The organism is Cytobacillus kochii (assembly GCF_044790165.1).
Classification (GTDB): Bacteria; Bacillota; Bacilli; order Bacillales; family Cytobacillaceae; genus Cytobacillus; species Cytobacillus kochii.
On sequence record NZ_CP085254.1, the window covers coordinates 2,097,988 to 2,120,124 of the forward strand.

Below are 22,137 nucleotides of genomic sequence, written 5' to 3' on the forward strand. Positions count from 1 at the left end.
AAAAGGGGAGCATATGATGTTTGACCTATACTCCGAACGAAAGATAGAAATGAAAGCCGTGCAAACAAACAAGGCTAGCCTGAGTGAATTAGGTTCAAAAACTCCTAACAAGACCCCAGCAAATATTGTTTAATGTTTTCTTTCGAAAAGCGGAATAATAGGAATCAAAGTTTAATTATTGTATAATTATTAATAATCAGAAAATAATTAAAAGGAGGTGAAAAGGCATGGCCGTTGCATCCTTCACTCGAACGAGCGCTCATAAGCAAGAAAACCCACAATATAAAAAGTTAATTTTAGCACTCTGTTTTTGTAGCTGGTTTGTCGTTATGAACACAACAATGTTTAATATAGCCTTGCCCAATATAATAACAAACTTACATATTACCCCGATTATCGGTTCGTGGATGGTTTCTGGATACTCCATCGCTTTTGCCATTTTCACACTCACATTTAGTCGATTATCCGATTATATTTCTATAAAAAAATTGCTCCTTATTGGACTAAGTATATTTATAAGTTCTTCGTTGGTTGGATTTTTTGCTGAAAATTTTATTATCCTTTTATGTTCACGAATCTTACAAGCGGTGGGTGCTGGGGCTGTTCCAGGATTATCTATGATCATTGCTAGTAGATATGTGCCGATATCAGAAAGAGCAAAATCAATTGCCATGATTGGTTCAGGTGCAGCATTAGGTTTTGGTTTAGGTCCAGTAGTAGGTGGGGTGGCAACACAATTCTTTGGTTGGAATTACTTATTTCTAATACCGCTAATGGTTCTTGTCTTTTTGCCTATACTAATGCAACTGTCTCCGGAAAATGAAAGAAGGGAAGGGAGCTTTGATATATTTGGTTGCTTACTTACTAGTTGTACAACTATTGCCGCCCTTTTAACTATCTCGCAAACATCATATTTATTCGGCGCAGTATTTGTAGGTTTAGCAATCCTTACAATGTTCTATTTGATGAAGCAGAATCACCCATTTATATTTCCGCAATTACTATTCAATAAACACTATATACGATTATTAGTCATTGGTTTATCAGGTTTTATTTTCCATTTTTCAAATTTATTTATGATGCCACTTATTTTAGGGAATTTGCATCATAGAGACCCGATTATTATGGGCCTATTGATATTTCCCGGTGCCATCATCGCTATGTTTGCTGGACCCTATATTGGTAAGTTGATAGATTTATATGGAAGCAAGCGTTTTATTTCTCTTGGCCAATTAACATTACTGATCGCCTCCTTACTGTTTGCTTTTTTACAAGCGTACAATTCGTACTTTATTATGGGTGCTTACATTTTTGCAAGTATCGGGTTTTCTATGCTAAATAGCAGCGTTGCCAATGAAACAGCCTATCTATTATCAGCAGAATTGAACAGTGCAGGTATGGGTCTGTTACAACTACTTCAATTTATTGGTGGAGGAATTGGAGTGACAATATGTGGATTATTAATGAATCTTCAGGAGGAATTGCCACTATATATTCAGTATGAACGCGTCTACTTTATGCTTGCATGTATACTCGTACTCGCTTTTAGCTATCAAATCATCTTTCGGAAAGTAGATATTGAAACTTAATAGTTCAAAACAATATAATAATAGAAAAAGAATTCAAGGGGACAATAGATGATGGAATTGATGATCGATGATTTATCAGGTACAGATATTCAACAATTGATAATGGAACATTTAGCGGATATGAGCAGTCAATCACCTCCTGAAAGTACACATGCTCTAAATTTAAATGGTTTAAAACATCCTTCTGTGACCGTTTGGAGCTGCTGGGAATCTGGTTTGCTCGTTGGTTGTGCGGCATTAAAAGAGCTAGACAACCAACATGGTGAGATCAAATCGATGAGAACAGCAAAAAACGCTTTACGAAAAGGGGTAGCAGGAAAACTATTAGATCATTTGCTTCATGAAGCAAAGGAGCGGGGGTACTTACGTTTAAGTTTAGAAACAGGTTCGATGGAATCTTTCGAACCAGCTAGAAAATTGTACGAAAGTAGAGGGTTTCAATATTGCCAACCATTTGAACACTATAAGGAAGATCCCAATAGTGTGTTTATGACACGAACAATTTAGAATAAGAAAAATATTCTTGTTAGGTGATGCTAGTTAAGAACAGCTGCAATAAAAAAGGGTGCAAATCGAATGTGATTTGCACCTGTTTTTCTTCGCAAAATGGAAATATTTTTTTAAAGGACAAAGGTGAAAATGAAAAATAAAATGTAAATGAAGATTAATAAGCCGATAATTGTAAAGGCAATAGTTGCTATTTTACTACTAGAGTATTTATTAAGAACAAACACCATCACAATATAGAGAATAAAAAAGATTAGAGCTGGTAAGAAAATAAAGAATGTTGAACTCAATTGGAAAACCCTTTCTTTTTGCAATATATGTACATTCTCTACTATCTTAAATGAAAGCTAGTAGGACATGCAATATTTCATAAAGAGCATAACCTTTTTGGGTTATTTTTCAAGCGTATGATAGGTATATTCAAAACGGTTACAGAAGGAGATATGTAAACGTGAAAAAATAGAAAGATGGAACAGCAACCCCCCTTTCAATTGTTTGCTATCTTCTCTTTACTAGTGCGAGGGAAGCTATACATACAATAAAAATATGACAATTACATAAAATAAACATTCTTTGTGGTAGAAAACGATGTGATACTGAATAATTTCCCCCCTTATAATGAAAAGTTTCTGTGATCTCCTGTAAGCAATTGCGACTTCTTAACACACTAATTAAGGAAGGGGTGTATCTTTTTAGGAGCGCCAATCGTTTGTCGGTTCACACCCACATCCTCAGTCAATTGTAGTTCTGTCCACTTTTTTCGCTACACAACAGATATGGAATCCTTGAGCAATTCCTTTCCCTCTTTTCATACATGTGTATTTTTACAGTATTATTTAAAATGTCAAAATGAAATGTAAAAAAATTTAGATAATTATTAACCTTTTTATTTTGTTGAGGATATTTATGGTATCATTTGTAAATAACAAAGATCCTAAATTCTAGTGAAAAAGGAGATTTGCGCGACAATTGATATCATTACATAATTTGAAAGAATGGAAAAACCCCATCATTTTATTTATCTCACTTTCTAGTGCCCATATTGGTAGTTTTGTATATTTAGCAGCCATTAATGTATTGGTGTACAAAATAACAGATGGTTCAGCAGCGGCTGTCGCTGGTATGTGGATGATTTCACCAATAATCAACATGATGACAAAGTTGTGGACAGGTAGTTTTATAGATTATCGTAGTAAAAAGAAAATCGTGATGATTACTTATGTTTTACGTGCTTTATTAATTGTAACCATGTTCTTCGCAACGAATATAACCTACTTGTATCTTATTTTAATTGCTTTAAGTGTGGCGCAATCATTTTTTGTCCCTGCGTCAGTAACCTATACAACGATGATAGTCCCCTTTGAGAAAAGAAAAAAGTTCAATACATTCCGTTCGGTCACATCATCTAGTGCTTTTATAATTGGGCCAGCGATAGCTGGTGTATTTATCTTGTTGACAACCGTTGAGGTGACTCTTTTATTAACTAGTTTGTTTTTTGTCATTGCAGCCCTCTTTATTTGCTTTCTACCTGATGTTGATAAGAAGAAGATGGAGGTCCCTCGATTAACAGTTAACAGAGTAAAAGGAGATTTTACCATTGTTTTTACCTTCTTAAAAAAAGAGAAATATGTCAGCTTTGTCTACTTAGGTTATTTATTTCTGGTAATCATTGCCTATGTTATGGATGCGCAAGAGGTCGCTTTTATTAAACAGTAGTCGGCCTTTCTGAGACTGATTATAGCTTTCTTTTGAGTATTACAGGTATAGGATCGGTTGGTGGCGCTTTAGTATTAACCATAATGGCAAATAGACTAACAATCCGATCAATGATTACTTGTGGAATGTTCATGATGGCTATCGGATATGTTATCTACTCATTATCCTCATCATTTACGGCTGTGATGAGCAGTTTTATTCTATTAGGTTTTTTTAATAGTTTCTTAAATGCTGGAGCCTTAACTTTTTACCAAAATAATATCCCGGTAGAAATGATGGGCAGAGTAACAAGTATCTTTCAATTGCTGCAAAGTATGCTTCAAGTAGGTTATTTAAGTATCATTATACTAATGACTCATCTCATTCCATTAAAAAATATTATCATTACATTGAGTCTGCTCCTTTTTGCATTCACTTGTCTTTATGTTGTAGTTATTTTTCGCTATTCTTTTCAACGTTATTTTACAGAAAAAGGGGAGGAGATGTCTTCTGATGAATAACAGCAAATTGCCATGTTTGCATACGACTTTTCTGCAAACAGTTTTATTTGCTACCTAAGAGTGAAAGGAGTATGATGTGTTATAAGAATATTCAGTTTATTGAAAGGGGGATTATATGGGAAAAACGGCTTTATCATGGAGTGGGGGGAAGGACGCTTGTTTGGCATTAGACTACTTATTGGCTAATGGAATAAGTGTTGAAGTATTGATTACAACAAAACAACCATCTGCAAAAAGGACATACGGTCATGGAGAAAAAACAAATCTGTTAGTAAAACAAAGTGAATCATTAGGTATACCTATCCATTTTATTGACACAGACATAGATAACTATACAGATAGATTTGTAGAAGAATTAAAGCAAATGAAGATAAAATATGATTTAGAGGCAATTGCATTTGGGGACATTTATTTTACGCCCCATAAAGATTGGGGAGAGAAGCTTGCTTCAACAGTCGGGTTACAGGCTATTTATCCATTATGGAGAAAAAAAGAAGAAGTAGATGCACTTCTAAAATCGTTTATTCAGCGTGGTTATAGAGCTAAAGTGATAAGAGTCCGTCCGGATTGTTTATCTGATAGTTGGCTAGGCAGAGAGATAGATGATGAGTTTTTTCAGAAGATTAAGTTAGAAGAAGTCTGTCCGATGGGAGAAGCAGGAGAATATCATAGCTTTGTTTATGATGGACCGATTTTTTCTAAAGCGGTTTCACTCCTTACTAAGGAAACAGTGTTATGGGAAGGATCTAAGAAGGTTGATTACCATTTAATTCATGATGGGGAGGTAGAAGTATGAAAATAGGTGTGGCCGGGGCAGGAGCAGTTGGAAGTTTGTTTGGGGCATTACTTGCAAATGCTCATCATGAAGTGACCTTTCTAGCCAGAGGTAAGCATTTAACTAGATTGCAAGAGAGGGGCATAAAAGTAGTTAGTGAGCAATATCCTATCCTTAACTTAAATAATGAACATACGATTTTCACTAATGACATACATGCGTTAGCTTCAGTAGACATCCTTCTATTTTGTGTAAAGTCTACTGATACGAAAAAGTTAGCTGATAGCCTTAAGGGTGTTATTAAAGATGAGACAATGATCGTAACGATGCAAAATGGGGTGGATAATGAAGAAGTATTGGCACGAAGTCTAACGAATAATAAAATTTTTTCTTGTGCGACTTATGTGCAAGCAAGTATAACTGAACCAGGCATTGTGAAAGAATCGGGATCACATCAATTATTAATAGGTGCATTACAAAAAGAAGATAGCAATCAAGCGAGAAAAATAGTTGATTTATTTCAAAGAGCAGGAATAAGTGCAAAATTCACAGAAGAAATCCTTAACCATAAGTGGAAAAAGCTTCTGTGGAATATTACCTTTAATCCGTTGTCGGCTATTACAAAAGCAACAATTGGCGAAATATTAGAAAGTGTGGAATTAAGTGCTTTGGCGAAAAACGTGGCGGCAGAAGCCGTTTCTGTGGCAGCAAGACAAGGTTATCCATTTGATAAAGAAAAAGTGATTCAGTCTATTTTTAAAAAAGCGACCTATGCCAAAGAACATCAGACATCTATGCTACAAGACCGGTTAAATGGTAAGGCCATGGAATACGAATCGATGTGTGGGTATGTTCTTAAACTTGCCCATGAAACAAAAATAGAAGTGCCAACGATTATGTTTTTATATAGTATTTTGAAATTTTGGGACGAAAAAGAAAAAAGAAAGGACTACGGATATGCTGAAACCTTATAAACATGAAGGTGTGATTTGCGCCGAAGGAAATTTATTGAAGAATAGTAAAATTTCAAGAAAAATATTCTCTTTTATTATCGACGGTTTGGTGATTGATACTGGGCCGTATTCGATGTCATCTGCCTTCACTCAATTTTATCAATCCTATTTTGTTGATCAGGTCGTTTTAACACATAGTCATGAAGATCATTCTGGCAATGCCTCGTGGTTTGCCAAACAACAAATTCCTATTTTTTGTCATCGGTTAGGGGTAGAGATTTGTTCTGAAGAGGCGCCGTACCCCTTGTATAGGCAAAAAACATGGGGAGCAAGAAAAGCGTTTCCTGCCTATCCGTTATCGCAAAAAGTTTCGTCAAGACAGCTTGATTGGGAGGTAATAGAGACACCCGGTCATGCGGATGACCATGTGGCTCTATTTTGCCGCAATAAAGGGATAATGTTTACAGGTGATTTATATGTTCAGCCTCATACAAAGATTGCGATGGATACAGAATCCATTCCGGAAATTATACAATCAATAAAAAAATTGTTAACTTATGATTTTGAGGCAATGTTTTGTTCTCATTCAGGGTATTTTCCTCATGGTAAAGAACAATTGCAAGCGAAATTGAATTATTTAGAGAATCTCAGTGGTGAAATCATGCAATTGTATCTTGAAGGAAAAAGTGTTTTAGAGATTCAACAATTACTTTTTCCAAAGCACTATCAAATGATTGCGTTATCAAATGGTGAATGGGATACCCTTCATATTGTTACTTCTATCATTAATGGCAATCAAGAAAAAATCAAAAAATCATCGGTTTAGTCTTGGCAAGAGAAACAATCTCTGATATTATAATGAATATTAAAAACATACTGACTAGTCAGATAATATTTGATGTTTTTATTACTCCATGATACATTTCCATTCAACTACTAAGAACTTTGCAAAATTACTGCGTGGTTTGGCTGTAGACACTTCTATGTTTTTAGTTCCATTACTACCTCTGCCAAACGTTTTTATCAAAGAAATGAAAGCGTTTTCTAACTATTACGTTCAAAGAAATTTAACATCATTGTTCTAAGCAAGTTGTAAAATGAATACATTCATAATGTCATTTAGAGGTGGCTACTCTATGCTTTGCAACAGGCAAGAGTAAAACAAAATTGATCATGTTGTTATTAATAATGTGAAAAAACTAACCGGTTAGTATGTAAAAAAGTTCTAACATACTAACTAGTTAGTATAAATAAATAGATAGAGGTGAAAAGAATGGATTTACGGTTAACAGAAGAACAAAAAATGGTACAACAAACCATTAGAAAGTTTGTGGAGAAAGAATTAATTCCGTTAGAAAATGAAGTGTTAAAGAATGAACGAGAAGGAAAACCAAGTCTTTCTAAAGAAGTGCAGAAGAAACTACAGTTAAAAGCAAAGGAAGCAGGTTTTTGGGGAATTAACACACCTGAGGAATACGGTGGAGCTGATTTGGGACAAATGATGCAAGCCATTGTTTGTATTGAAGTAGCTAAAACGTTTGTGCCATTTAGTTTTGGTGGATCTGCTGACAACATTCTTTATTATGCTAATGAAGAACAAAAACAAAATTATTTAATTCCGACGATAAATGGTGAGAAAAAATCTTGTTTCGCTATGACTGAACCTGGAGCAGGATCTGATACGCAAAATATTCGCATGACAGCAGTGAAAGATGGAGATGAGTGGGTTCTAAATGGTGAGAAAACTTTCATTACTGGTGGTAATGAAGCAGATTTTGTTATGGTCATCGCGATAACGGATAAGGAGCTACATAAGAAAACAAAGGGTAGAGATGGTGTCACTTGTTTTATCGCTGACCGCGAAATGGGCTGGAAATCAGAATTTATCCATACGATGGGTGAATGGGGACCAGCTGGACTTGTATTTGATAATGTACGAGTGCCAGAGAAGAATATACTAGGTGAATTGCATGGTGGTTATAAACTTGGCCTTGAATGGATTGGATTTGCTCGTTGGATAGTAGGAGCAAGAGCAGTTGGAGCAGCAGAGAGACTATTGCAAATGGCATTAGATTATGCAAAAGAACGAGAAACTTTTGGCAAACCAATTGCTGAGAGACAGGCAATTCAATGGCAAATTGCCGATTCAGCCGTTGAAATTGAGGCAGCTAAGTGGCTAGCTTTAAATGCTGCATTTACTTTGGATCAAGGGGAAGATAATCGACACTATGCATCAATGGCAAAACTTTATGGGTCTAATATGGGGAACAGAGTCGTTGACCGCGTATTACAAATTCATGGGGGCATGGGGTATACAAGAGAGCTTCCGATTGAGAGATGGTACCGCGAGGCAAGACTTTGGAGAATATATGATGGCACAGATGAAATCCAACGTATGATTATCTCAAGAAACTTACTGAAGGGGCATGTGAAAATCGGACAACAAATATAAAGGAATGATACAGGGGGCATATGAAAATGACAAGATTCACAGGGAAAACTGCATTTATTACTGGTGGAAGCCGAGGAATTGGTAAAGGCGTCGCTGAGCTCTTCGCACAAGAGGGGGCAAATATTGCTATTATTGATATCAATGAGGAGGCTTTAGCAGAAACAGCCGCAGAATTCAAGGAAAAGGGCTATCATATCTTCGTGAAAAAAGCGAATGTTGTGGAAGCAGGCGAAGTAGAAACAGCAATGGAGGAAGTTGTGCAACAGTTTGGTACACTTGATATTTTAGTTAATAACGCTGGTATCATCCGCGATAATTTACTGTTTAAAATGACGGACGATGATTGGCAATTAGTAATGGATGTACATCTGAAGGGATCCTTTAATGCATCGCGTGCCGCACAAAAATATATGGTCAAGCAAAACTATGGCAGAATCATTAGTATTTCTTCTACGTCTGCTCTCGGTAATAGAGGTCAGGCTAACTATGCAACAGCAAAAGCTGGTTTACAAGGGTTAACAAAAACTTTAGCTATTGAACTTGGACGCTATGGTATCACAGCAAATAGTGTCGCACCTGGTTTCATTGAAACAGAGATGACAAAGGCTACAGCAGAAAGAGTAGGGGTACCTTTTGCAGACTTTATAAAAGGAGCGATTGCGGCTATACCGGTTGCGAGAAGCGGAAAACCTGAGGATATCGCCAATGCAGTTGCTTTCTTTGCAGATGAGAAATCATCATTTGTGAACGGTCAAGTTATCTATGTTGCGGGCGGTCCAAAAAATTAAAAAAGGAGTTGATACACAGGATGTACACGGATGTGATTGGCAAAGTATCAGGTAAGGTGAAGAATACTGTTGAACGTGGGTTAGTCAAACGGTTCGCGCAATCGATTGGCGACCCCCATCCCATTTTTATTGACGAAGAATATGGAAAGAGAAGTAAGTATGGCACAAATATTGCGCCACCTACTTTTCCACGTGTGTTTGAATCAGGCACAATTGAAGAGTTACAGCTTCCTAAGAAAGGTTTGATTCATGGTGAGCAAAGGTTCCATTATGAAAGACCTCTCCTCGTTGGAGAAGATGTTTATGTTTGGACCGAAGTAAAGGATTATTATGAAAAGAAAGGGAACAATGGTTTAATGGGTTTTCTTTCCGTAGTGAAGTATGGAGAAGATAAGGATGGGAAGCTCATTTTTAAAGAAGAAGCCATTACCATCATTACAGAAGCTGTGAGAAAGGCGATGAGTGTATGAGTAATATCTTGACTTTAGAAAAAGGAAAAACATTGTCAGAAACCTTAGCGCCTGTATCGAGAATGGACTTAATAAAGTATTCAGGTGCATCTGGAGATTTTAACCCCATTCATACAGTTGATGAGGAAGCAAAGAAAACGGGACTTCCTGGAATTATCGCTCATGGCATGTGGACAATGGGTAATTTGGCCAAATTATTCACACCATATTATGAAGAAGGATTTATAAAGGATTATCGCATTCGTTTTTCAGGTATGGTCTTTATTGATGATGTGATTACACTGGTTGCTACAGTGACTACTGAAGAGGAGAAGGAAATCGCATTTGAGGTGAAAGCAGTCAATCAAGCAGGGAAAGCAGTCTTAAAAGGTGATGTCACGTTTGTTAAAACAAATGGATAAGAGGAGGTGTGTGTAATGAATTTTGAATATTCGGATAAAGTAAAGCGTTTACAAGAAAAAATTAGTGATTTTATGGACCAATATGTTTTTCCAAATGAGAAAACCTATATGGAGCAAATAAGTAAGGAGAATCGATTTAGTACCCATCCATCCATTATGGAGGAACTAAAAGCAAAAGCAAAAGCAGAAGGATTATGGAATTTATTCTTACCGGATAGCGAAGATGGTGCAGGTTTAAGCAATATCGAATACGCTCCATTATGTGAGTTAATGGGGAGGTCATCTATAGGACCTGAAGTATTTAACTGTGCAGCGCCAGATACAGGTAATATGGAAGTATTAGTACGCTACGGAACGGATGAACAGAAGGAAAAGTGGCTAAAACCATTACTTAACGGTGAAATACGCTCTTGTTTTTCCATGACTGAACCGAATGTGGCCTCATCTGATGCGACCAATATCGAATCCAGCATTATTCGTGATGGAGATGAGTATGTCATTAATGGAACAAAGTGGTGGTCATCAGGGGCAGGTGATCCTAGATGTAAAATTGCCATTGTCATGGGTAAAAACGATCCAAACGCAGAAAAACATAAACAACAATCGATGATATTAGTCCCACTTGATACACCAGGTGTAAAAATCAAACGTACATTAAATGTGTTTGGTTACGATCATGCTCCTCATGGTCATGCAGAAATTGAATATAACAATGTAAGAGTCCCTGCTAGTAATATGCTACTAGGTGAAGGAAGAGGCTTTGAAATTGCACAAGGCAGATTAGGACCAGGGCGCATTCATCATTGCATGAGAACGATTGGGGCAGCGGAAAGAGCATTATCCATTCTTTGTGAGCGTGTCCAAGAGCGCATTGCCTTTGGCAAAACATTAGCAGAACAAGGTGTTATTCAAGAATGGATTGCCGAAGCTAGAATGAATATAGAACAATCTCGTTTACTTACGTTGAAAGCTGCTTATATGATGGACACTGTTGGAAATAAAGCTGCCAAAACAGAGATTGCCATGATTAAGGTAGTCGCACCAAATGTGGCACTTCAAGTGATTGATCACGCCATTCAAGCACTAGGTGCAAAAGGAGTAAGTCAAGATACACCGCTTGCTGCAAGTTGGGCGAATATTCGAACATTACGGTTAGCAGACGGTCCAGATGAAGTCCATAAAAGAGCGATTGCAAGACAAGAGTTAAAAAAATATAAAAAAGTAGTACAGGGGGTCCAATAATGCATGTAAAAGAACTGTTCGATCTATCTGGGAAAACAGCTATTGTCACTGGGGGCGGAAGAGGATTAGGTGAACAAATTGCTGAAGGGTTTGCAGAAGCTGGAGCAAACATCGTGTTATGTTCCAGGAAAAAAGAGAATTGTGATGAAGTGGCCGATCGTTTAAAAGAACTTGGTGTTGAAGTACTGACTTTTAAATGTGATATTACTAATCCAGAAGAAGTGCAAACAGTCGTCGACGAAACGATTCAGCGTTTTGGAAAGATTGATATTCTTGTCAATAATAGTGGGGCAACATGGGGGGCTCCAGTAGAAGAAATGCCTCTAGAAGCCTTTCAAAAAGTGGTCAATGTAAATGTTGTAGGCACATTTCTAATGTCACAAGCTGTTGGTAAAGCAATGCTGGTTGAAAAACAAGGGAAAATCATTAATATAGCTTCTGTTGCTGGACTTAAGGGGTCAAATCCAGAGTTAATGGACGCAATTGGATATAACTCAAGTAAAGGTGGTGTCATTTCTTTTACAAAAGATTTGGCTGTGAAATGGGGACCGAGAGGCATTCATGTCAATGCGATTGCACCTGGGTTTTTCCCAACAAAAATGTCCAAGGTTCTTATTGAAAGAAACAGCGATCGCTTCTTGCAAAGGACACCACTTAGGAAATTTGGTTCCGACTCGGATTTAAAAGGAGTGGCTTTATTTTTAGCCAGTGGTGCGTCCAATTTCATTACTGGTGAAACAATTGCTGTAGATGGTGGAACAACGGCAATGTAAAGAGAAGGGGATGGATGAAATGGGTAATAGAGAAGCAGTAATCGTTTCAGCTGTACGCACAGCGATTGGTAGGCAGGGGGGTGCTCTTGCCTCCGTTCCAGCTCACGTATTTGGTGGCGAAGTTATTAAGGCAGCAGTAGAGCGGGCGCAAGTGAATGTGGGAGAGATTGATGATGTGATTTTTGGTAATGTGCTAAGTGGTGGAGGAAATATTGCTAGATTATCAAGTCTTCAATCAGGTCTTTCTCTTAATCTACCTGGCTTAACAATAGACCGCCAATGCGGATCAGGTATGAATGCTGTTGCACTTGCTGCAGCAATGATTAAAGCGGGTGAGGGAGATGTCTATATTGCAGGTGGAGTAGAAAGTATGTCGAGGGCACCTTACTTGATGGATAGGGCTGATCAGCCGTATAGTCCAAGACCCCCTCAATTTAGAAAATCACGACTTTCACCTGATGAAGTTGGAGATCCACCTATGGGGATAACAGCAGAAAATTTAGTAGAAAAATATGATATTTCTCGTCAAGAGCAAGATGAATATGCCAATCGTAGTCAAGCAAGAATGGCTAAGGCGATGGCAGAAGGCCGTTTTAATGAACAAATTGTTCCGATAAAGATTCCTATCAGAAAAGGTGAGCCGATTACTTTTAATGAGGATGAACACCCAAGACCACAAACGAATATAGAGGGGTTAGCTAAACTTAAACCTGCATTTAAGCAAGCTGGCAGTGTGACAGCCGGTAACAGTTCAGGCTTAAATGATGCCGCTTCGGCGCTTGTTATCATGTCGAGAGAAAAAGCGAATTCACTCGGTTTACGTCCATTAGCCGTCATAAAAGAATCAACTGTCGCTGGTGTTGACCCTAATATTATGGGAATAGGTCCTGTACCTGCTGTTAGAAAACTATTAAAGAAAACTGGCAAAACACTAGAAGATATTGATTTAATTGAATTAAATGAAGCATTTGCTGCACAAGTCATTGCTTGTGACAGGGAGTTATCATTCAATCCTGAAAAGTTGAATGTGAATGGCGGAGCGATTGCTCATGGTCATCCATTAGGCGCAACAGGTGCCATACTTGTTACGAAAGCAGTGTATGAATTGCAACGGTCACTGAGCCAGACGGCTTTAATTACCGCTTGTATTGGTGGAGGTCAAGGGATTGCCCTTCTCATTGAAAGAGAACTAGTCTAAGAATAGGCATAGTCATAGTCAGGAGGGCTTTTAGTGAAAAATCAAATTTTAAAGAAAAGCATCGATTTGTTTGATGATAAAGGCTTTAAGGAAACGACCATTCAAGATATTGTGGATCAACTCGATGTGACAAAAGGTACTTTTTATTATTATTTCAACAGTAAGCAGGAAGTATTAAGGGATATCCATTTAGAATACATCGAAGGTTTATTACAAGAACAAGAGGAAATCTTACAAAATCAAACATTAAGTAATAAAGAAAAGCTCTACGAAAACATTTATTTAACATTAAGTAAGATTGACACCCAGGGCAAAGAAGCACGAATTGTGCACCGGGAGTTAAGGCATTTACATGAAGATCATGTCAAACAAATTAAATTAAAGAGAAAAGAATATCGATTAAATTTTGAAAAGATTATTGATGAAGGTAAAAAGACAAAAGAATTTAGTAATCATATTCGTACGGATATTCTTGCATTCGGATTTTTAGGAATGACGAATTATAGCTATTATTGGTTTCGAACAGATGGTGAACTAACGGATAAGGAATTAGCACGATTTTATACAGAAATCATTTTAAAGGGTATTGAAGAAGTGCCTGTTAAAGAGGGGATTTGATGATGTATAAAAAACATCAAATAGAGGTGTATGTACGGTTTAGTGAAACCGATGCTGTTGGCCATGTCAATAATACAAGTTATTTTCTTTATTTTGAAGAGGCAAGAACGAAATTATTTTATGAGATCCTACCTAATAGAAATAAACAAAGTAGCATGATTTTGGCTTCTATTCATTGTGATTATGTTGCCCCAGCTTTCGCAGGTGAGGAACTAGTTGTGACAACTGAGGTTAGCAATATTGGCCGTAAAAGCTTTGAATTACAGCATTTGTTGACAAGAAAGATGGATGGGAAATTGGTGGCTAAAGCAAGTTGTGTCACTGTGTGTTATAACTTCATAGATGATCATTCTATTTTGATTCCAGAACATTTAAGGAATAACTTAGAAAAATATCAGCCTCTCGCATTACTAAGTACAACAGAGGAGGGTGTTCAATGACTTCTGATACAATTCCCATTCGAGAAGGTGAAGGGCTGGATGTTCATCGCTTAGAACAATATTTAAAAGCAAACATAGATGAAATACCTAACAAACCATTAGAAATCTCCCAATTTAGTGCAGGTAAATCAAATCTAACCTATCAATTAAAAGTTGGCAACTGGGAGGCTGTGTTAAGAAGACCGCCTATGGGACCAGTAGCACCTAAAGCGCATGATATGGAGAGGGAATATAAAGTACTACAGGAGATCCACCCTTTTTTCAATCAAGCACCAAAGCCTTTTATTTACAGTGATAAAGAACTTTTAGGTGCACCGTTCTTTATTATGGAAAGAAAAAAAGGGGTGGTGATAGACGATTCCCTCACTATTCCTGATGGTGACAGTGCTTATGATGTCGGTCAAAGGATATCACAATTGATGGTAAACGCTCTTGTACAATTACATGATATCAATTATCAGAAGACCAAACTAAAAGATATGACGAGACCAGCTGGGTTCATGCAAAGGCAAGTAGATGGATGGATAAGCCGATATCATCGTAGTAAAACAGATGAAATTCTTGGGATTGATGAACTTACAAATTGGTTAGAGTCACATCTCCCACATTCCGAAAAAACAACGATTATCCATTATGATTTCAAGTTAAATAACAGTATGTTCAATCAACAGTTAACAAGATTAATCGGTGTCTTTGATTGGGAAATGTCAACTGTTGGTGACCCATTAGCGGATCTAGGTGTTGCCTTAAGCTACTGGCATGAAAAAGGTGATTCCGATCTATTGAAGAGAGGTCTAGGAGACGAGTCGGTGACGACAAAGCCTGGCTTCTTCACAAGAGAAGAGTTTATTCAAGCATATGCTCTAAAAAGTGGGACAGATGTCAGTCAAATTCATTATTATTTAACATTTGCTTACTTCAAACTCGCCGTTATATGTCAGCAAATTTATTATCGTTGGAAGCGCGGACAAACAAAAGACGAGCGCTTTTCTAATCTAAACTTATATGTAAATAACTTAATACAACATGCTGTAAAGACATCTAGAAGAAAATTGTGAGGTTATTGATATGGTGAAACTTCATGTAGTCATGAAAAAAGAAGAAATCGATAAAGAGAAATTAAATGGGCAGAAGGTGGTCGTTGTTTTTGATATTTTGATGGCCACATCAGTTATAACAACTGCGATTCAACACGGGGCAAAGGCGGTTATACCAGTAGCGAATCAAGAGGATGCATTATATGAAGCAAGCATTCGTGAAAAAGGAACATATGTGTTAGTTGGAGAATATAACGGGCTAACGATAGACGGTTTTGAATCGCCCCATCCAGAAAGGTTATCTAAAACTGTTTTAGGTAAGGATATCATCTTAACAACCACCAATGGAACAGTGGCCATCAAACATGCACTTAATGCAAAGAAAGTGTATATAGCATCCCTTTTAAATGCCAAACATTCTGCTAAGGCAGTTTGTAACGAACATCTTGATGAGACGGTAGTACTTGTTTGTTCGGGATCTTCTGGTGCATTTAATGTCGAGGACTTTTATGGAGTCGGTTATTACATCGATTGTTTAATAACTAGCAGTCATAAAGCTTGGGAAATGTCAGATACAGCACTATGTGCCCATCAGTTTTATTTGGGTGCAAAAGAAAAAGGAACAGAATTATTAATGGCTTCACGTGTAGGTAAAATGATTGCAAATCACGGTATGAAGACGGAAGTAGCGTTCGCAGCTCAAAAAGATATTTTTGCCGTTGCACCTATTGTAACGGATGAAGGCGTAATCGGCGTTTAATAAAAAAATGAGGTGAAGATATGACATCGAAAACAATGAGTCATTTACTAATGAAAATTGAGAATGGTGTAATGGAATTAACATTAAATCGACCTGAGGCATTAAATTCATTTAGCCCTGAGCTAATTCAAGGGTTAAAGTCAGCACTACAACAAGCGAAAGCGGATAAAGATATTCGTGTTATTGTATTGAAGGGTGCAGGAAGAGCCTTCAGTTCTGGTGGAGATGTAAAAAGGATGGGTTCAAGGTCGCCTCTAGCTACTTATGAACATATTGGTAATTTGAATGAGCTTATTCTTTTAATACAATCTGTAGAGAAACCAATCATTGCAGCCGTACATGGATATGCGGCAGGAGCTGGGTTTAATCTAGCACTAGCATGTGATTTAATCTTAGCTGAAGAAGAAACTAAATTTATTTTAAGCTTTTCTAAAGTAGGCTTAATTTCGGATGGCGGCGGCTCTTATTTTCTACCTCGATTAGTTGGATTGCAACGTGCGAAGGAACTATTATTTAGCGCAGAGCCATTAACAGTTGAAAAAGCATACGAATTTGGCATCGTAAACCATATTTACAAAAAAGGTCACTTTGAAGATGAAGTAAAACAATATGCGGAAAAATTAAGTGCTGGGCCAAATATTGCGTATGGATTTATTAAAAAACTTACTAACGAATCTTATCAGTTATCATTAAAACAAGTATTAGAACAGGAAAGGATTACACAAGGGACGATGGTAACAACAGAGGACCATCATGAAGGAATTACTGCTTTTAAAGAAAAAAGACAACCTGACTTCAAACGTTCTTAAATTAAATATGACACCTCTATGAGCTATTCTAAAAAGTTAAGGAGGAGATTAAATTAATGCAAACAAGACATTTTAATCACTGGCCAAAGCTTCCAAAAAAATTGATTGTTCCAGAAACTTCAGTTTACCAAAACTTGGAATTCTCAGCACTTCAATATCCTTCGCGAGAGGCTATCCATTATTATGGAAATGAAATAAGCTTTAAGCAATTATTAGACGAAGTGAAGAGTGTTTCTAGTTATCTTCAAACGGAATTACACGTAAAAAAAGGAGATAAAGTCCTGCTCTTTATGCAGAATTCTCCACAGTTTGTCATTAGCTTCTATAGCATTATGAGAATCGGCGCAGTCGTCGTTCCGATTAACCCAATGCTTGTTACGAGTGAGTTAGCTTTTTATATTAATGATTGTCAAATTGAAACAGCAGTTATCGGTCAAGAATTACAACCTATTGTAAAACCACTTATTGAACAGACTTCTTTGAAACACCTACTTATTGCCTCCTATTCAGATTATATTGACCCACAAGATAACATAGATAGACCAGATGTAGTTGCAGAACCACGAAAAGAATGGACAGAAGAGCAAGATCATTTCCGGTGGGATGACGCTATAAAGATGAGAGAAATCGTTCCTTATTATACGAGCAAACAGGATGATTTAATCGTCCTTCCTTACACTTCAGGAACAACCGGTGTACCAAAAGGCTGTATGCATACGAATTATTCTGTTCAAGCCAATACCGTTGGTGGTGCTTTATGGGGGAGGATTTCAAGTAGCAATGTCATTTTATCTTCTTTGCCATTTTTCCATGTGACCGGAATGGTGCAAAGTATGCATGTACCCATTTATGCTGGAAGTACTATGGTCATTATGACTAGATGGAATAAAGATACGGCATTACAACTTATTGAGAGAAAGCAGTGTAGTAATTGGACAGCTATAAGTACGATGTTAATTGATTTTATTTCTAATCCTAAATTAACAGCTGATCGTATAGCTTCACTTATTGGCATTTCCGGTGGTGGCGCTACTTTGCCGGAAGCAGTTGGTCAGAAATTAGAGAAATTAACTGGATTAACTTTTTTAGAAGGGTATGGCTTGACCGAAACAATTGCACAAACCCATTCAAATCCAACAGATCATCCGAAAATGCAATGTTTAGGCATTCCCTTCTTCGATGTGGATGCTAGAATCATAGATCCTATTACAAATGAAGAATTGGGTATCGATGAGGTTGGTGAAATCATCATTCATGGTCATCAAGTAATGAAAGGTTACTATAATCGTCCGGAGGAAAATGAAAGCGCTTTTATTACTATAGAAGGAAAACAATTTTTTAGAACAGGTGATTTAGGAAAAGTAGATGAAGAGGGTTATTTCTTTATTGTTGATCGTGTTAAAAGAATGATTAATTCTTCAGGTTATAAGATTTGGCCGACAGAGGTGGAGTCGATTCTATATCGTCACTCTGCGATTCAACAGGCTTGTGTCGTGGGGATTCCTGATCCGAGACGAGGAGAAGCAGCAAAAGCCTTCGTGATATTAAATGAAGACAGTAAAGGAAAGACATCTGCTGAAGAGATTATTCAATGGGCTAAAGAGCATATGGCTGCCTATAAAGTTCCGAAAGTGGTTGAGTTTAGAGAGTCTTTCCCAATGACATCTAGCGGGAAAATATTATGGCGTAAACTGAAAGAAGAAGAAGAATCGAAATTGAATCAACAAAAAGTCTAATCTTCTACTGACGTGAAAAAGGGGGAAAATGATGGAACTTTTAATGCAACAATTGTTTAATGGATTAACAATTGGGAGTGTCTATGCCCTAGTAGCTTTAGGGCTCACTTTAGTATACGGCATTCTCCATATTCCAAATTTCGCTCACGGTGCTCTGTACATGGTAGGTGGATATATCACTTTAATTATGATGACTGAAGCAGGTTTACACTATATTCTCGCAATGGTTGTTTCCATTTGTGTAGTCGGACTATTAAGTGTCTTAATGGAGAGACTTGTGTTCTATCCTTTAAGACACTCTCCTCCTATTCAAGATAAAGTGGCTGCCATCGGTATTTTACTTTTTCTTGAAGCATTAGCACAGTTTATATGGGGAGCGGACTATCGCCAAATGTCAACACCTTTTGGGCAGGTGGTGGAAGTGTTTGGTCTCACACTGACATTGCAAAGAATACTCATTGTATTCGCAGCAATTGCCGTGATGATTTTGCTTTACTGGTTCTTAAAGAAAACATTTACGGGTAGGACAATCATTGCAATGGCCCAAAATAGAGAAGGGGCGCAATTAGTAGGTATCAACACACATAAAGTAGCGATCCTCACTTTTTTTATTGCTGGTGCTCTGGCGGCAATTGGTGCTTCACTTACGTCACCAATTAACCTCGTCTTTCCTGGAATGGGACATCTGGTAATCCTAAAAGCTTTTGTCATTATCATCATCGGTGGAATGGGCAGTATTCCAGGAGCCATATTAGGTGGATATATTCTAGGGTTCACGGAAAGTTTAGGTGCAACCTATCTTTCTGCAGATTATAAAGACATCATCGCTTTTGTATTATTAATTCTTATTCTATCGATTAAGCCTCAAGGAATTTTCTCTAAAGGAGGCGTATAGAATGAATGTTCTAACAAACAAGAAAGTAATTATATCTTTGCTCATCGTTCTCGGAATCGTTTTCCCTTTCATTATCCCGAATCTTTATTATCTTCATATTATGACTTTGGCTTTTATTTGGACCATCGCAGTTTATGGCTTGAATTTACTTGCGGGTTATACAGGTTACTTATCTTTAGCTCATGGTGGTTTCTTTGCAATTGGGGCGTATGTTATCGGCATTCTTACCGTTAAACTTGAGATGGGTTTTTGGTTAAGCTTTTTGTTAGCTCCATTGGTAACGATGTTCATTGGGTTAATCATCGGGCTGTTTGCCTTAAGAACGAAAGAACACTTCTTTGCTATATACACCCTTTGTGTAGGCTATATTATTTACCTAGTGATTGATAAGTGGGAAGGTCTAACTGGTGGCGTAAGAGGTCTAATTGGTATCCCTTTGCCAGAGGCAATCGGTCCAATCACTTTTCAATCGCCAACAGCTCAATATTATTTAGCGTTTTTCATTTTTCTTCTCGTTGTGGCTGTCATTTATCGTATCGTGCATTCCCTAACTGGGAGAACATTTATCGCTATTCGTAATAGTGAAGATTTAGCGTTATCACTTGGTATTTCAACTAAACGTAATAAACTTCTTGCCTTTGTACTTTCAACTTTTTTTGCTGGTTTGGCAGGAGCGATGTATGCAGGTTTTATCCGTTTCATCGGTCCAGAAATAGCTTATACAACGATCACATTTGATTTGCTTACTTATATGATTGTTGGTGGAATTGGTACATTTGCTGGTCCGATTGTAGGGACATTTCTTATCGTGATCATTTCGCAAAATCTACAATTCTTACAAGATTATCGGATGCTCATATTTGGTCCATTACTGACATTACTCATCATCTTTTCTCCTAGAGGAATTGTTGGGTTTATTCAAATGCAGTTGTATCAAAGAAAACGGAAAAAACAAGAATCTCTTGCTTACAAAAACAGGGAGGAGGAGACAAATGCTGGAGGTTAAAGGCTTAACGAAGCGTTTTGGTGGAAATGTAGCAGTGAAGTCAGTGGATTATTCCGTACAACAAGGGAAGATCAACGCCATCATTGGCCCTAATGGTGCGGGGAAGAGTACATTCTTTAACTTGATTACAGGTGTGCACGAACCGACCGAAGGAACGATTATCTATAAAAATGAAGAGATTACTAGACAACCAGCGAATGTGATAGCAAAGCTAGGTGTGGCAAGGACATTTCAAAGTACACACTTATTTGAAATGTCGACGGTGAAAGACAATGTAATCGTCGGCCATCGCTTGCGAACGAAATCGAATCTGTTTGATAGTATCTTTCGGACGAGAAGACTAAAAGAAGAAGAACAACAATGTATCGCCAAAGCAGAGGAATCTTTAGATTTCGTTGGCTTATCACATGTAAGTGATCAACTAGTAACAAATATTTCTCAAGAAGAGAAGAAACGTGTTGCTTTCGCATTAGCACTTGCTACTGATCCTGAGATCGTTTTTCTCGATGAACCAACAGCTGGGGTCAATCCTGATGAAACAGATGAAATGGCAAAATTAATCCAAAAAATGGCGGATAAAGGCTTAACGATTTGTCTTATTGAGCATAAGATGCCGATGATTATGCGGTTGGCGCATCATATTATGGTGTTAAACTATGGAGAAAAGATTGCGGAAGGAACACCAGCAGAGATTCAAAAAAATGAAGAGGTCATCAAAGCCTATTTAGGAGGGACGGTGAGTGCTTAAAATAGATGGAGTTTCTGCTAAATATGGAAAATATTTAAGTATTAAAGATATTAATATTGATGTGGTGGAAGGCGAGATTGTTGTTTTATTAGGGGCGAATGGAGCAGGGAAAAGCACGACTTTCAAAACAATTAGTGGTCTATTAAAAGCAACTTCAGGCAAGATACTTTTTAACGATGTACCTATTCATCAAACGGCACCTGAAAAGATTGTACAAATGGGGATTGTCCAATGTGCCGAAGACCGTAAATTGTTTCCTTATATGAACGTAGAACAAAATCTAATGATGGGTGGTTATATTCATCGTAAGCGTAAAGCGCAATTGAAACAATCATTAAATGATGTGTTCGAGCTTTTTCCGATTCTTTACGAGAAAAGAAATGAAGCAGCAGGTTTACTAAGTGGTGGACAACAGCAAATGCTTGCAATCGGCAGAGCTTATATGGCTAAACCGAAGTTAATGTTACTTGATGAACCTTCCATTGGGCTAGCACCACTTATTGTTGAACAAATGTTTGAAAGCATTAAAAATATTAATCAAGAAGGAACAACCATTCTTTTAGCAGAACAAAATGCATTTGCAGCGTTAAGTATTGCGAAGAAAGGTTATGTGTTTGAAAATGGGCAGATTGCATTGCAAGGGACTGCGGATGAGCTTTTATCAAACCAAGAGGTAAGAAAGGCTTATATTGGTGCATAAGTAATAATCATTAAGGGGGAGAGT

Annotated in this window: 24 protein-coding genes; all 24 read left to right on the plus strand. The window is 37.4% G+C overall.

The annotated features are described in order from the left end of the window. The first annotated feature begins 227 nt into the window (after positions 1 to 227). The gene (locus LG276_RS10975; RefSeq protein ID WP_224936294.1) at positions 228 to 1,589 is read left to right on the plus strand and encodes an MFS transporter; all 1,362 of its coding nucleotides are present in this window, start codon (positions 228 to 230) and stop codon (positions 1,587 to 1,589) included. A gap of 51 nt (positions 1,590 to 1,640) precedes the next feature. Further along, positions 1,641 to 2,096 (plus strand): GNAT family N-acetyltransferase, encoded by a 456-nt coding sequence (locus LG276_RS10980; protein ID WP_224936642.1) that lies wholly within the window; start codon positions 1,641 to 1,643, stop codon positions 2,094 to 2,096. A gap of 969 nt (positions 2,097 to 3,065) precedes the next feature. Continuing rightward, positions 3,066 to 3,812, plus strand: coding sequence for an MFS transporter (locus LG276_RS10985; protein WP_251161508.1), 747 nt, complete (start codon positions 3,066 to 3,068; stop codon positions 3,810 to 3,812). 32 nt (positions 3,813 to 3,844) lie between these two features. Continuing rightward, on the plus strand, positions 3,845 to 4,312 hold the full coding sequence (locus LG276_RS10990) for a hypothetical protein (protein WP_251166476.1): 468 nt from the start codon (positions 3,845 to 3,847) through the stop codon (positions 4,310 to 4,312). Between the two features lie 115 nt (positions 4,313 to 4,427). Then, positions 4,428 to 5,108 carry a diphthine--ammonia ligase gene (locus LG276_RS10995; RefSeq protein ID WP_224936296.1) on the plus strand — a complete coding sequence of 227 codons (681 nt, stop codon included), beginning with the start codon at positions 4,428 to 4,430 and terminating at the stop codon, positions 5,106 to 5,108. Then, complete coding sequence (locus LG276_RS11000) at positions 5,105 to 6,061, plus strand: ketopantoate reductase family protein (protein WP_224936297.1); 957 nt, start codon at positions 5,105 to 5,107, stop codon at positions 6,059 to 6,061. Before LG276_RS10995 ends, LG276_RS11000 begins: the two co-directional genes overlap by 4 nt. Continuing rightward, positions 6,045 to 6,866 (plus strand): MBL fold metallo-hydrolase, encoded by an 822-nt coding sequence (locus LG276_RS11005; RefSeq protein ID WP_224936298.1) that lies wholly within the window; start codon positions 6,045 to 6,047, stop codon positions 6,864 to 6,866. The genes LG276_RS11000 and LG276_RS11005 overlap by 17 nt, the downstream gene beginning before the upstream one ends. A gap of 447 nt (positions 6,867 to 7,313) precedes the next feature. Beyond that, positions 7,314 to 8,492, plus strand: coding sequence for an acyl-CoA dehydrogenase family protein (locus LG276_RS11010; RefSeq protein ID WP_095373436.1), 1,179 nt, complete (start codon positions 7,314 to 7,316; stop codon positions 8,490 to 8,492). 26 nt (positions 8,493 to 8,518) lie between these two features. Further along, complete coding sequence (gene fabG, locus LG276_RS11015) at positions 8,519 to 9,280, plus strand: 3-oxoacyl-ACP reductase FabG (RefSeq protein ID WP_251161510.1); 762 nt, start codon at positions 8,519 to 8,521, stop codon at positions 9,278 to 9,280. 20 nt (positions 9,281 to 9,300) lie between these two features. Then, positions 9,301 to 9,750 carry a MaoC family dehydratase N-terminal domain-containing protein gene (locus LG276_RS11020; protein ID WP_224936300.1) on the plus strand — a complete coding sequence of 150 codons (450 nt, stop codon included), beginning with the start codon at positions 9,301 to 9,303 and terminating at the stop codon, positions 9,748 to 9,750. Then, a complete protein-coding gene (locus LG276_RS11025) occupies positions 9,747 to 10,151 on the plus strand; it encodes a MaoC/PaaZ C-terminal domain-containing protein (RefSeq protein ID WP_404294289.1) in 405 nt (134 codons plus the stop codon). The genes LG276_RS11020 and LG276_RS11025 overlap by 4 nt, the downstream gene beginning before the upstream one ends. A 15-nt stretch (positions 10,152 to 10,166) precedes the next feature. After that, positions 10,167 to 11,393 (plus strand): acyl-CoA dehydrogenase, encoded by a 1,227-nt coding sequence (locus LG276_RS11030; RefSeq protein ID WP_251161511.1) that lies wholly within the window; start codon positions 10,167 to 10,169, stop codon positions 11,391 to 11,393. Next, complete coding sequence (locus tag LG276_RS11035) at positions 11,393 to 12,166, plus strand: SDR family oxidoreductase (RefSeq protein ID WP_224936303.1); 774 nt, start codon at positions 11,393 to 11,395, stop codon at positions 12,164 to 12,166. Before LG276_RS11030 ends, LG276_RS11035 begins: the two co-directional genes overlap by 1 nt. Before the next feature lie 19 nt (positions 12,167 to 12,185). Further along, a complete protein-coding gene (locus LG276_RS11040; RefSeq protein ID WP_224936304.1) occupies positions 12,186 to 13,364 on the plus strand; it encodes a thiolase family protein in 1,179 nt (392 codons plus the stop codon). A 33-nt stretch (positions 13,365 to 13,397) separates the two neighbouring features. Continuing rightward, the gene (locus LG276_RS11045; RefSeq protein WP_224936305.1) at positions 13,398 to 13,982 is read left to right on the plus strand and encodes a TetR/AcrR family transcriptional regulator; all 585 of its coding nucleotides are present in this window, start codon (positions 13,398 to 13,400) and stop codon (positions 13,980 to 13,982) included. A gap of 2 nt (positions 13,983 to 13,984) precedes the next feature. Beyond that, positions 13,985 to 14,422 (plus strand): thioesterase family protein, encoded by a 438-nt coding sequence (locus tag LG276_RS11050; RefSeq protein WP_251161512.1) that lies wholly within the window; start codon positions 13,985 to 13,987, stop codon positions 14,420 to 14,422. Continuing rightward, positions 14,419 to 15,480, plus strand: a complete 1,062-nt coding sequence (locus tag LG276_RS11055; RefSeq protein WP_251161513.1) for a phosphotransferase family protein — start codon at positions 14,419 to 14,421, stop codon at positions 15,478 to 15,480. The genes LG276_RS11050 and LG276_RS11055 overlap by 4 nt, the downstream gene beginning before the upstream one ends. 10 nt (positions 15,481 to 15,490) lie before the next feature. Next, complete coding sequence (locus tag LG276_RS11060; protein ID WP_224936308.1) at positions 15,491 to 16,219, plus strand: 2-phosphosulfolactate phosphatase; 729 nt, start codon at positions 15,491 to 15,493, stop codon at positions 16,217 to 16,219. 20 nt (positions 16,220 to 16,239) lie between these two features. Continuing rightward, positions 16,240 to 17,028, plus strand: a complete 789-nt coding sequence (locus LG276_RS11065; protein ID WP_224936309.1) for an enoyl-CoA hydratase/isomerase family protein — start codon at positions 16,240 to 16,242, stop codon at positions 17,026 to 17,028. 56 nt (positions 17,029 to 17,084) lie between these two features. Next, on the plus strand, positions 17,085 to 18,764 hold the full coding sequence (locus LG276_RS11070) for a long-chain-fatty-acid--CoA ligase (RefSeq protein ID WP_251161514.1): 1,680 nt from the start codon (positions 17,085 to 17,087) through the stop codon (positions 18,762 to 18,764). Positions 18,765 to 18,795: 31 nt separating this feature from the next. Further along, positions 18,796 to 19,659 carry a branched-chain amino acid ABC transporter permease gene (locus tag LG276_RS11075; protein WP_095373424.1) on the plus strand — a complete coding sequence of 288 codons (864 nt, stop codon included), beginning with the start codon at positions 18,796 to 18,798 and terminating at the stop codon, positions 19,657 to 19,659. A 1-nt stretch (position 19,660) separates the two neighbouring features. Next, on the plus strand, positions 19,661 to 20,665 hold the full coding sequence (locus LG276_RS11080; RefSeq protein WP_224936311.1) for a branched-chain amino acid ABC transporter permease: 1,005 nt from the start codon (positions 19,661 to 19,663) through the stop codon (positions 20,663 to 20,665). After that, positions 20,652 to 21,413 carry an ABC transporter ATP-binding protein gene (locus tag LG276_RS11085; protein ID WP_251161515.1) on the plus strand — a complete coding sequence of 254 codons (762 nt, stop codon included), beginning with the start codon at positions 20,652 to 20,654 and terminating at the stop codon, positions 21,411 to 21,413. The genes LG276_RS11080 and LG276_RS11085 overlap by 14 nt, the downstream gene beginning before the upstream one ends. Then, entirely contained in the window at positions 21,406 to 22,113 is a 708-nt protein-coding gene (locus LG276_RS11090) for an ABC transporter ATP-binding protein (protein WP_224936313.1), read from the plus strand. The genes LG276_RS11085 and LG276_RS11090 overlap by 8 nt, the downstream gene beginning before the upstream one ends. Positions 22,114 to 22,137 lie beyond the last annotated feature (24 nt).

What these genes read in the sequence shown, in the direction of transcription:
- LG276_RS10975 (WP_224936294.1), top strand. Translation starts at nt 228, where the DNA reads ATGGCCGTTGCATCCTTCACTCGAACGAGCGCTCATAAGCAAGAAAAC.
- LG276_RS10980 (WP_224936642.1), top strand. Translation starts at nt 1,641, where the DNA reads ATGGAATTGATGATCGATGATTTATCAGGTACAGATATTCAACAATTG.
- LG276_RS10995 (WP_224936296.1), top strand. Translation starts at nt 4,428, where the DNA reads ATGGGAAAAACGGCTTTATCATGGAGTGGGGGGAAGGACGCTTGTTTG.
- LG276_RS11000 (WP_224936297.1), top strand. Translation starts at nt 5,105, where the DNA reads ATGAAAATAGGTGTGGCCGGGGCAGGAGCAGTTGGAAGTTTGTTTGGG.
- LG276_RS11005 (WP_224936298.1), top strand. Translation starts at nt 6,045, where the DNA reads ATGCTGAAACCTTATAAACATGAAGGTGTGATTTGCGCCGAAGGAAAT.
- LG276_RS11010 (WP_095373436.1), top strand. Translation starts at nt 7,314, where the DNA reads ATGGATTTACGGTTAACAGAAGAACAAAAAATGGTACAACAAACCATT.
- fabG (WP_251161510.1), top strand. Translation starts at nt 8,519, where the DNA reads ATGACAAGATTCACAGGGAAAACTGCATTTATTACTGGTGGAAGCCGA.
- LG276_RS11020 (WP_224936300.1), top strand. Translation starts at nt 9,301, where the DNA reads ATGTACACGGATGTGATTGGCAAAGTATCAGGTAAGGTGAAGAATACT.
- LG276_RS11025 (WP_404294289.1), top strand. Translation starts at nt 9,747, where the DNA reads ATGAGTAATATCTTGACTTTAGAAAAAGGAAAAACATTGTCAGAAACC.
- LG276_RS11030 (WP_251161511.1), top strand. Translation starts at nt 10,167, where the DNA reads ATGAATTTTGAATATTCGGATAAAGTAAAGCGTTTACAAGAAAAAATT.
- LG276_RS11035 (WP_224936303.1), top strand. Translation starts at nt 11,393, where the DNA reads ATGCATGTAAAAGAACTGTTCGATCTATCTGGGAAAACAGCTATTGTC.
- LG276_RS11040 (WP_224936304.1), top strand. Translation starts at nt 12,186, where the DNA reads ATGGGTAATAGAGAAGCAGTAATCGTTTCAGCTGTACGCACAGCGATT.
- LG276_RS11050 (WP_251161512.1), top strand. Translation starts at nt 13,985, where the DNA reads ATGTATAAAAAACATCAAATAGAGGTGTATGTACGGTTTAGTGAAACC.
- LG276_RS11055 (WP_251161513.1), top strand. Translation starts at nt 14,419, where the DNA reads ATGACTTCTGATACAATTCCCATTCGAGAAGGTGAAGGGCTGGATGTT.
- LG276_RS11060 (WP_224936308.1), top strand. Translation starts at nt 15,491, where the DNA reads ATGGTGAAACTTCATGTAGTCATGAAAAAAGAAGAAATCGATAAAGAG.
- LG276_RS11065 (WP_224936309.1), top strand. Translation starts at nt 16,240, where the DNA reads ATGACATCGAAAACAATGAGTCATTTACTAATGAAAATTGAGAATGGT.
- LG276_RS11070 (WP_251161514.1), top strand. Translation starts at nt 17,085, where the DNA reads ATGCAAACAAGACATTTTAATCACTGGCCAAAGCTTCCAAAAAAATTG.
- LG276_RS11075 (WP_095373424.1), top strand. Translation starts at nt 18,796, where the DNA reads ATGGAACTTTTAATGCAACAATTGTTTAATGGATTAACAATTGGGAGT.
- LG276_RS11080 (WP_224936311.1), top strand. Translation starts at nt 19,661, where the DNA reads ATGAATGTTCTAACAAACAAGAAAGTAATTATATCTTTGCTCATCGTT.
- LG276_RS11085 (WP_251161515.1), top strand. Translation starts at nt 20,652, where the DNA reads ATGCTGGAGGTTAAAGGCTTAACGAAGCGTTTTGGTGGAAATGTAGCA.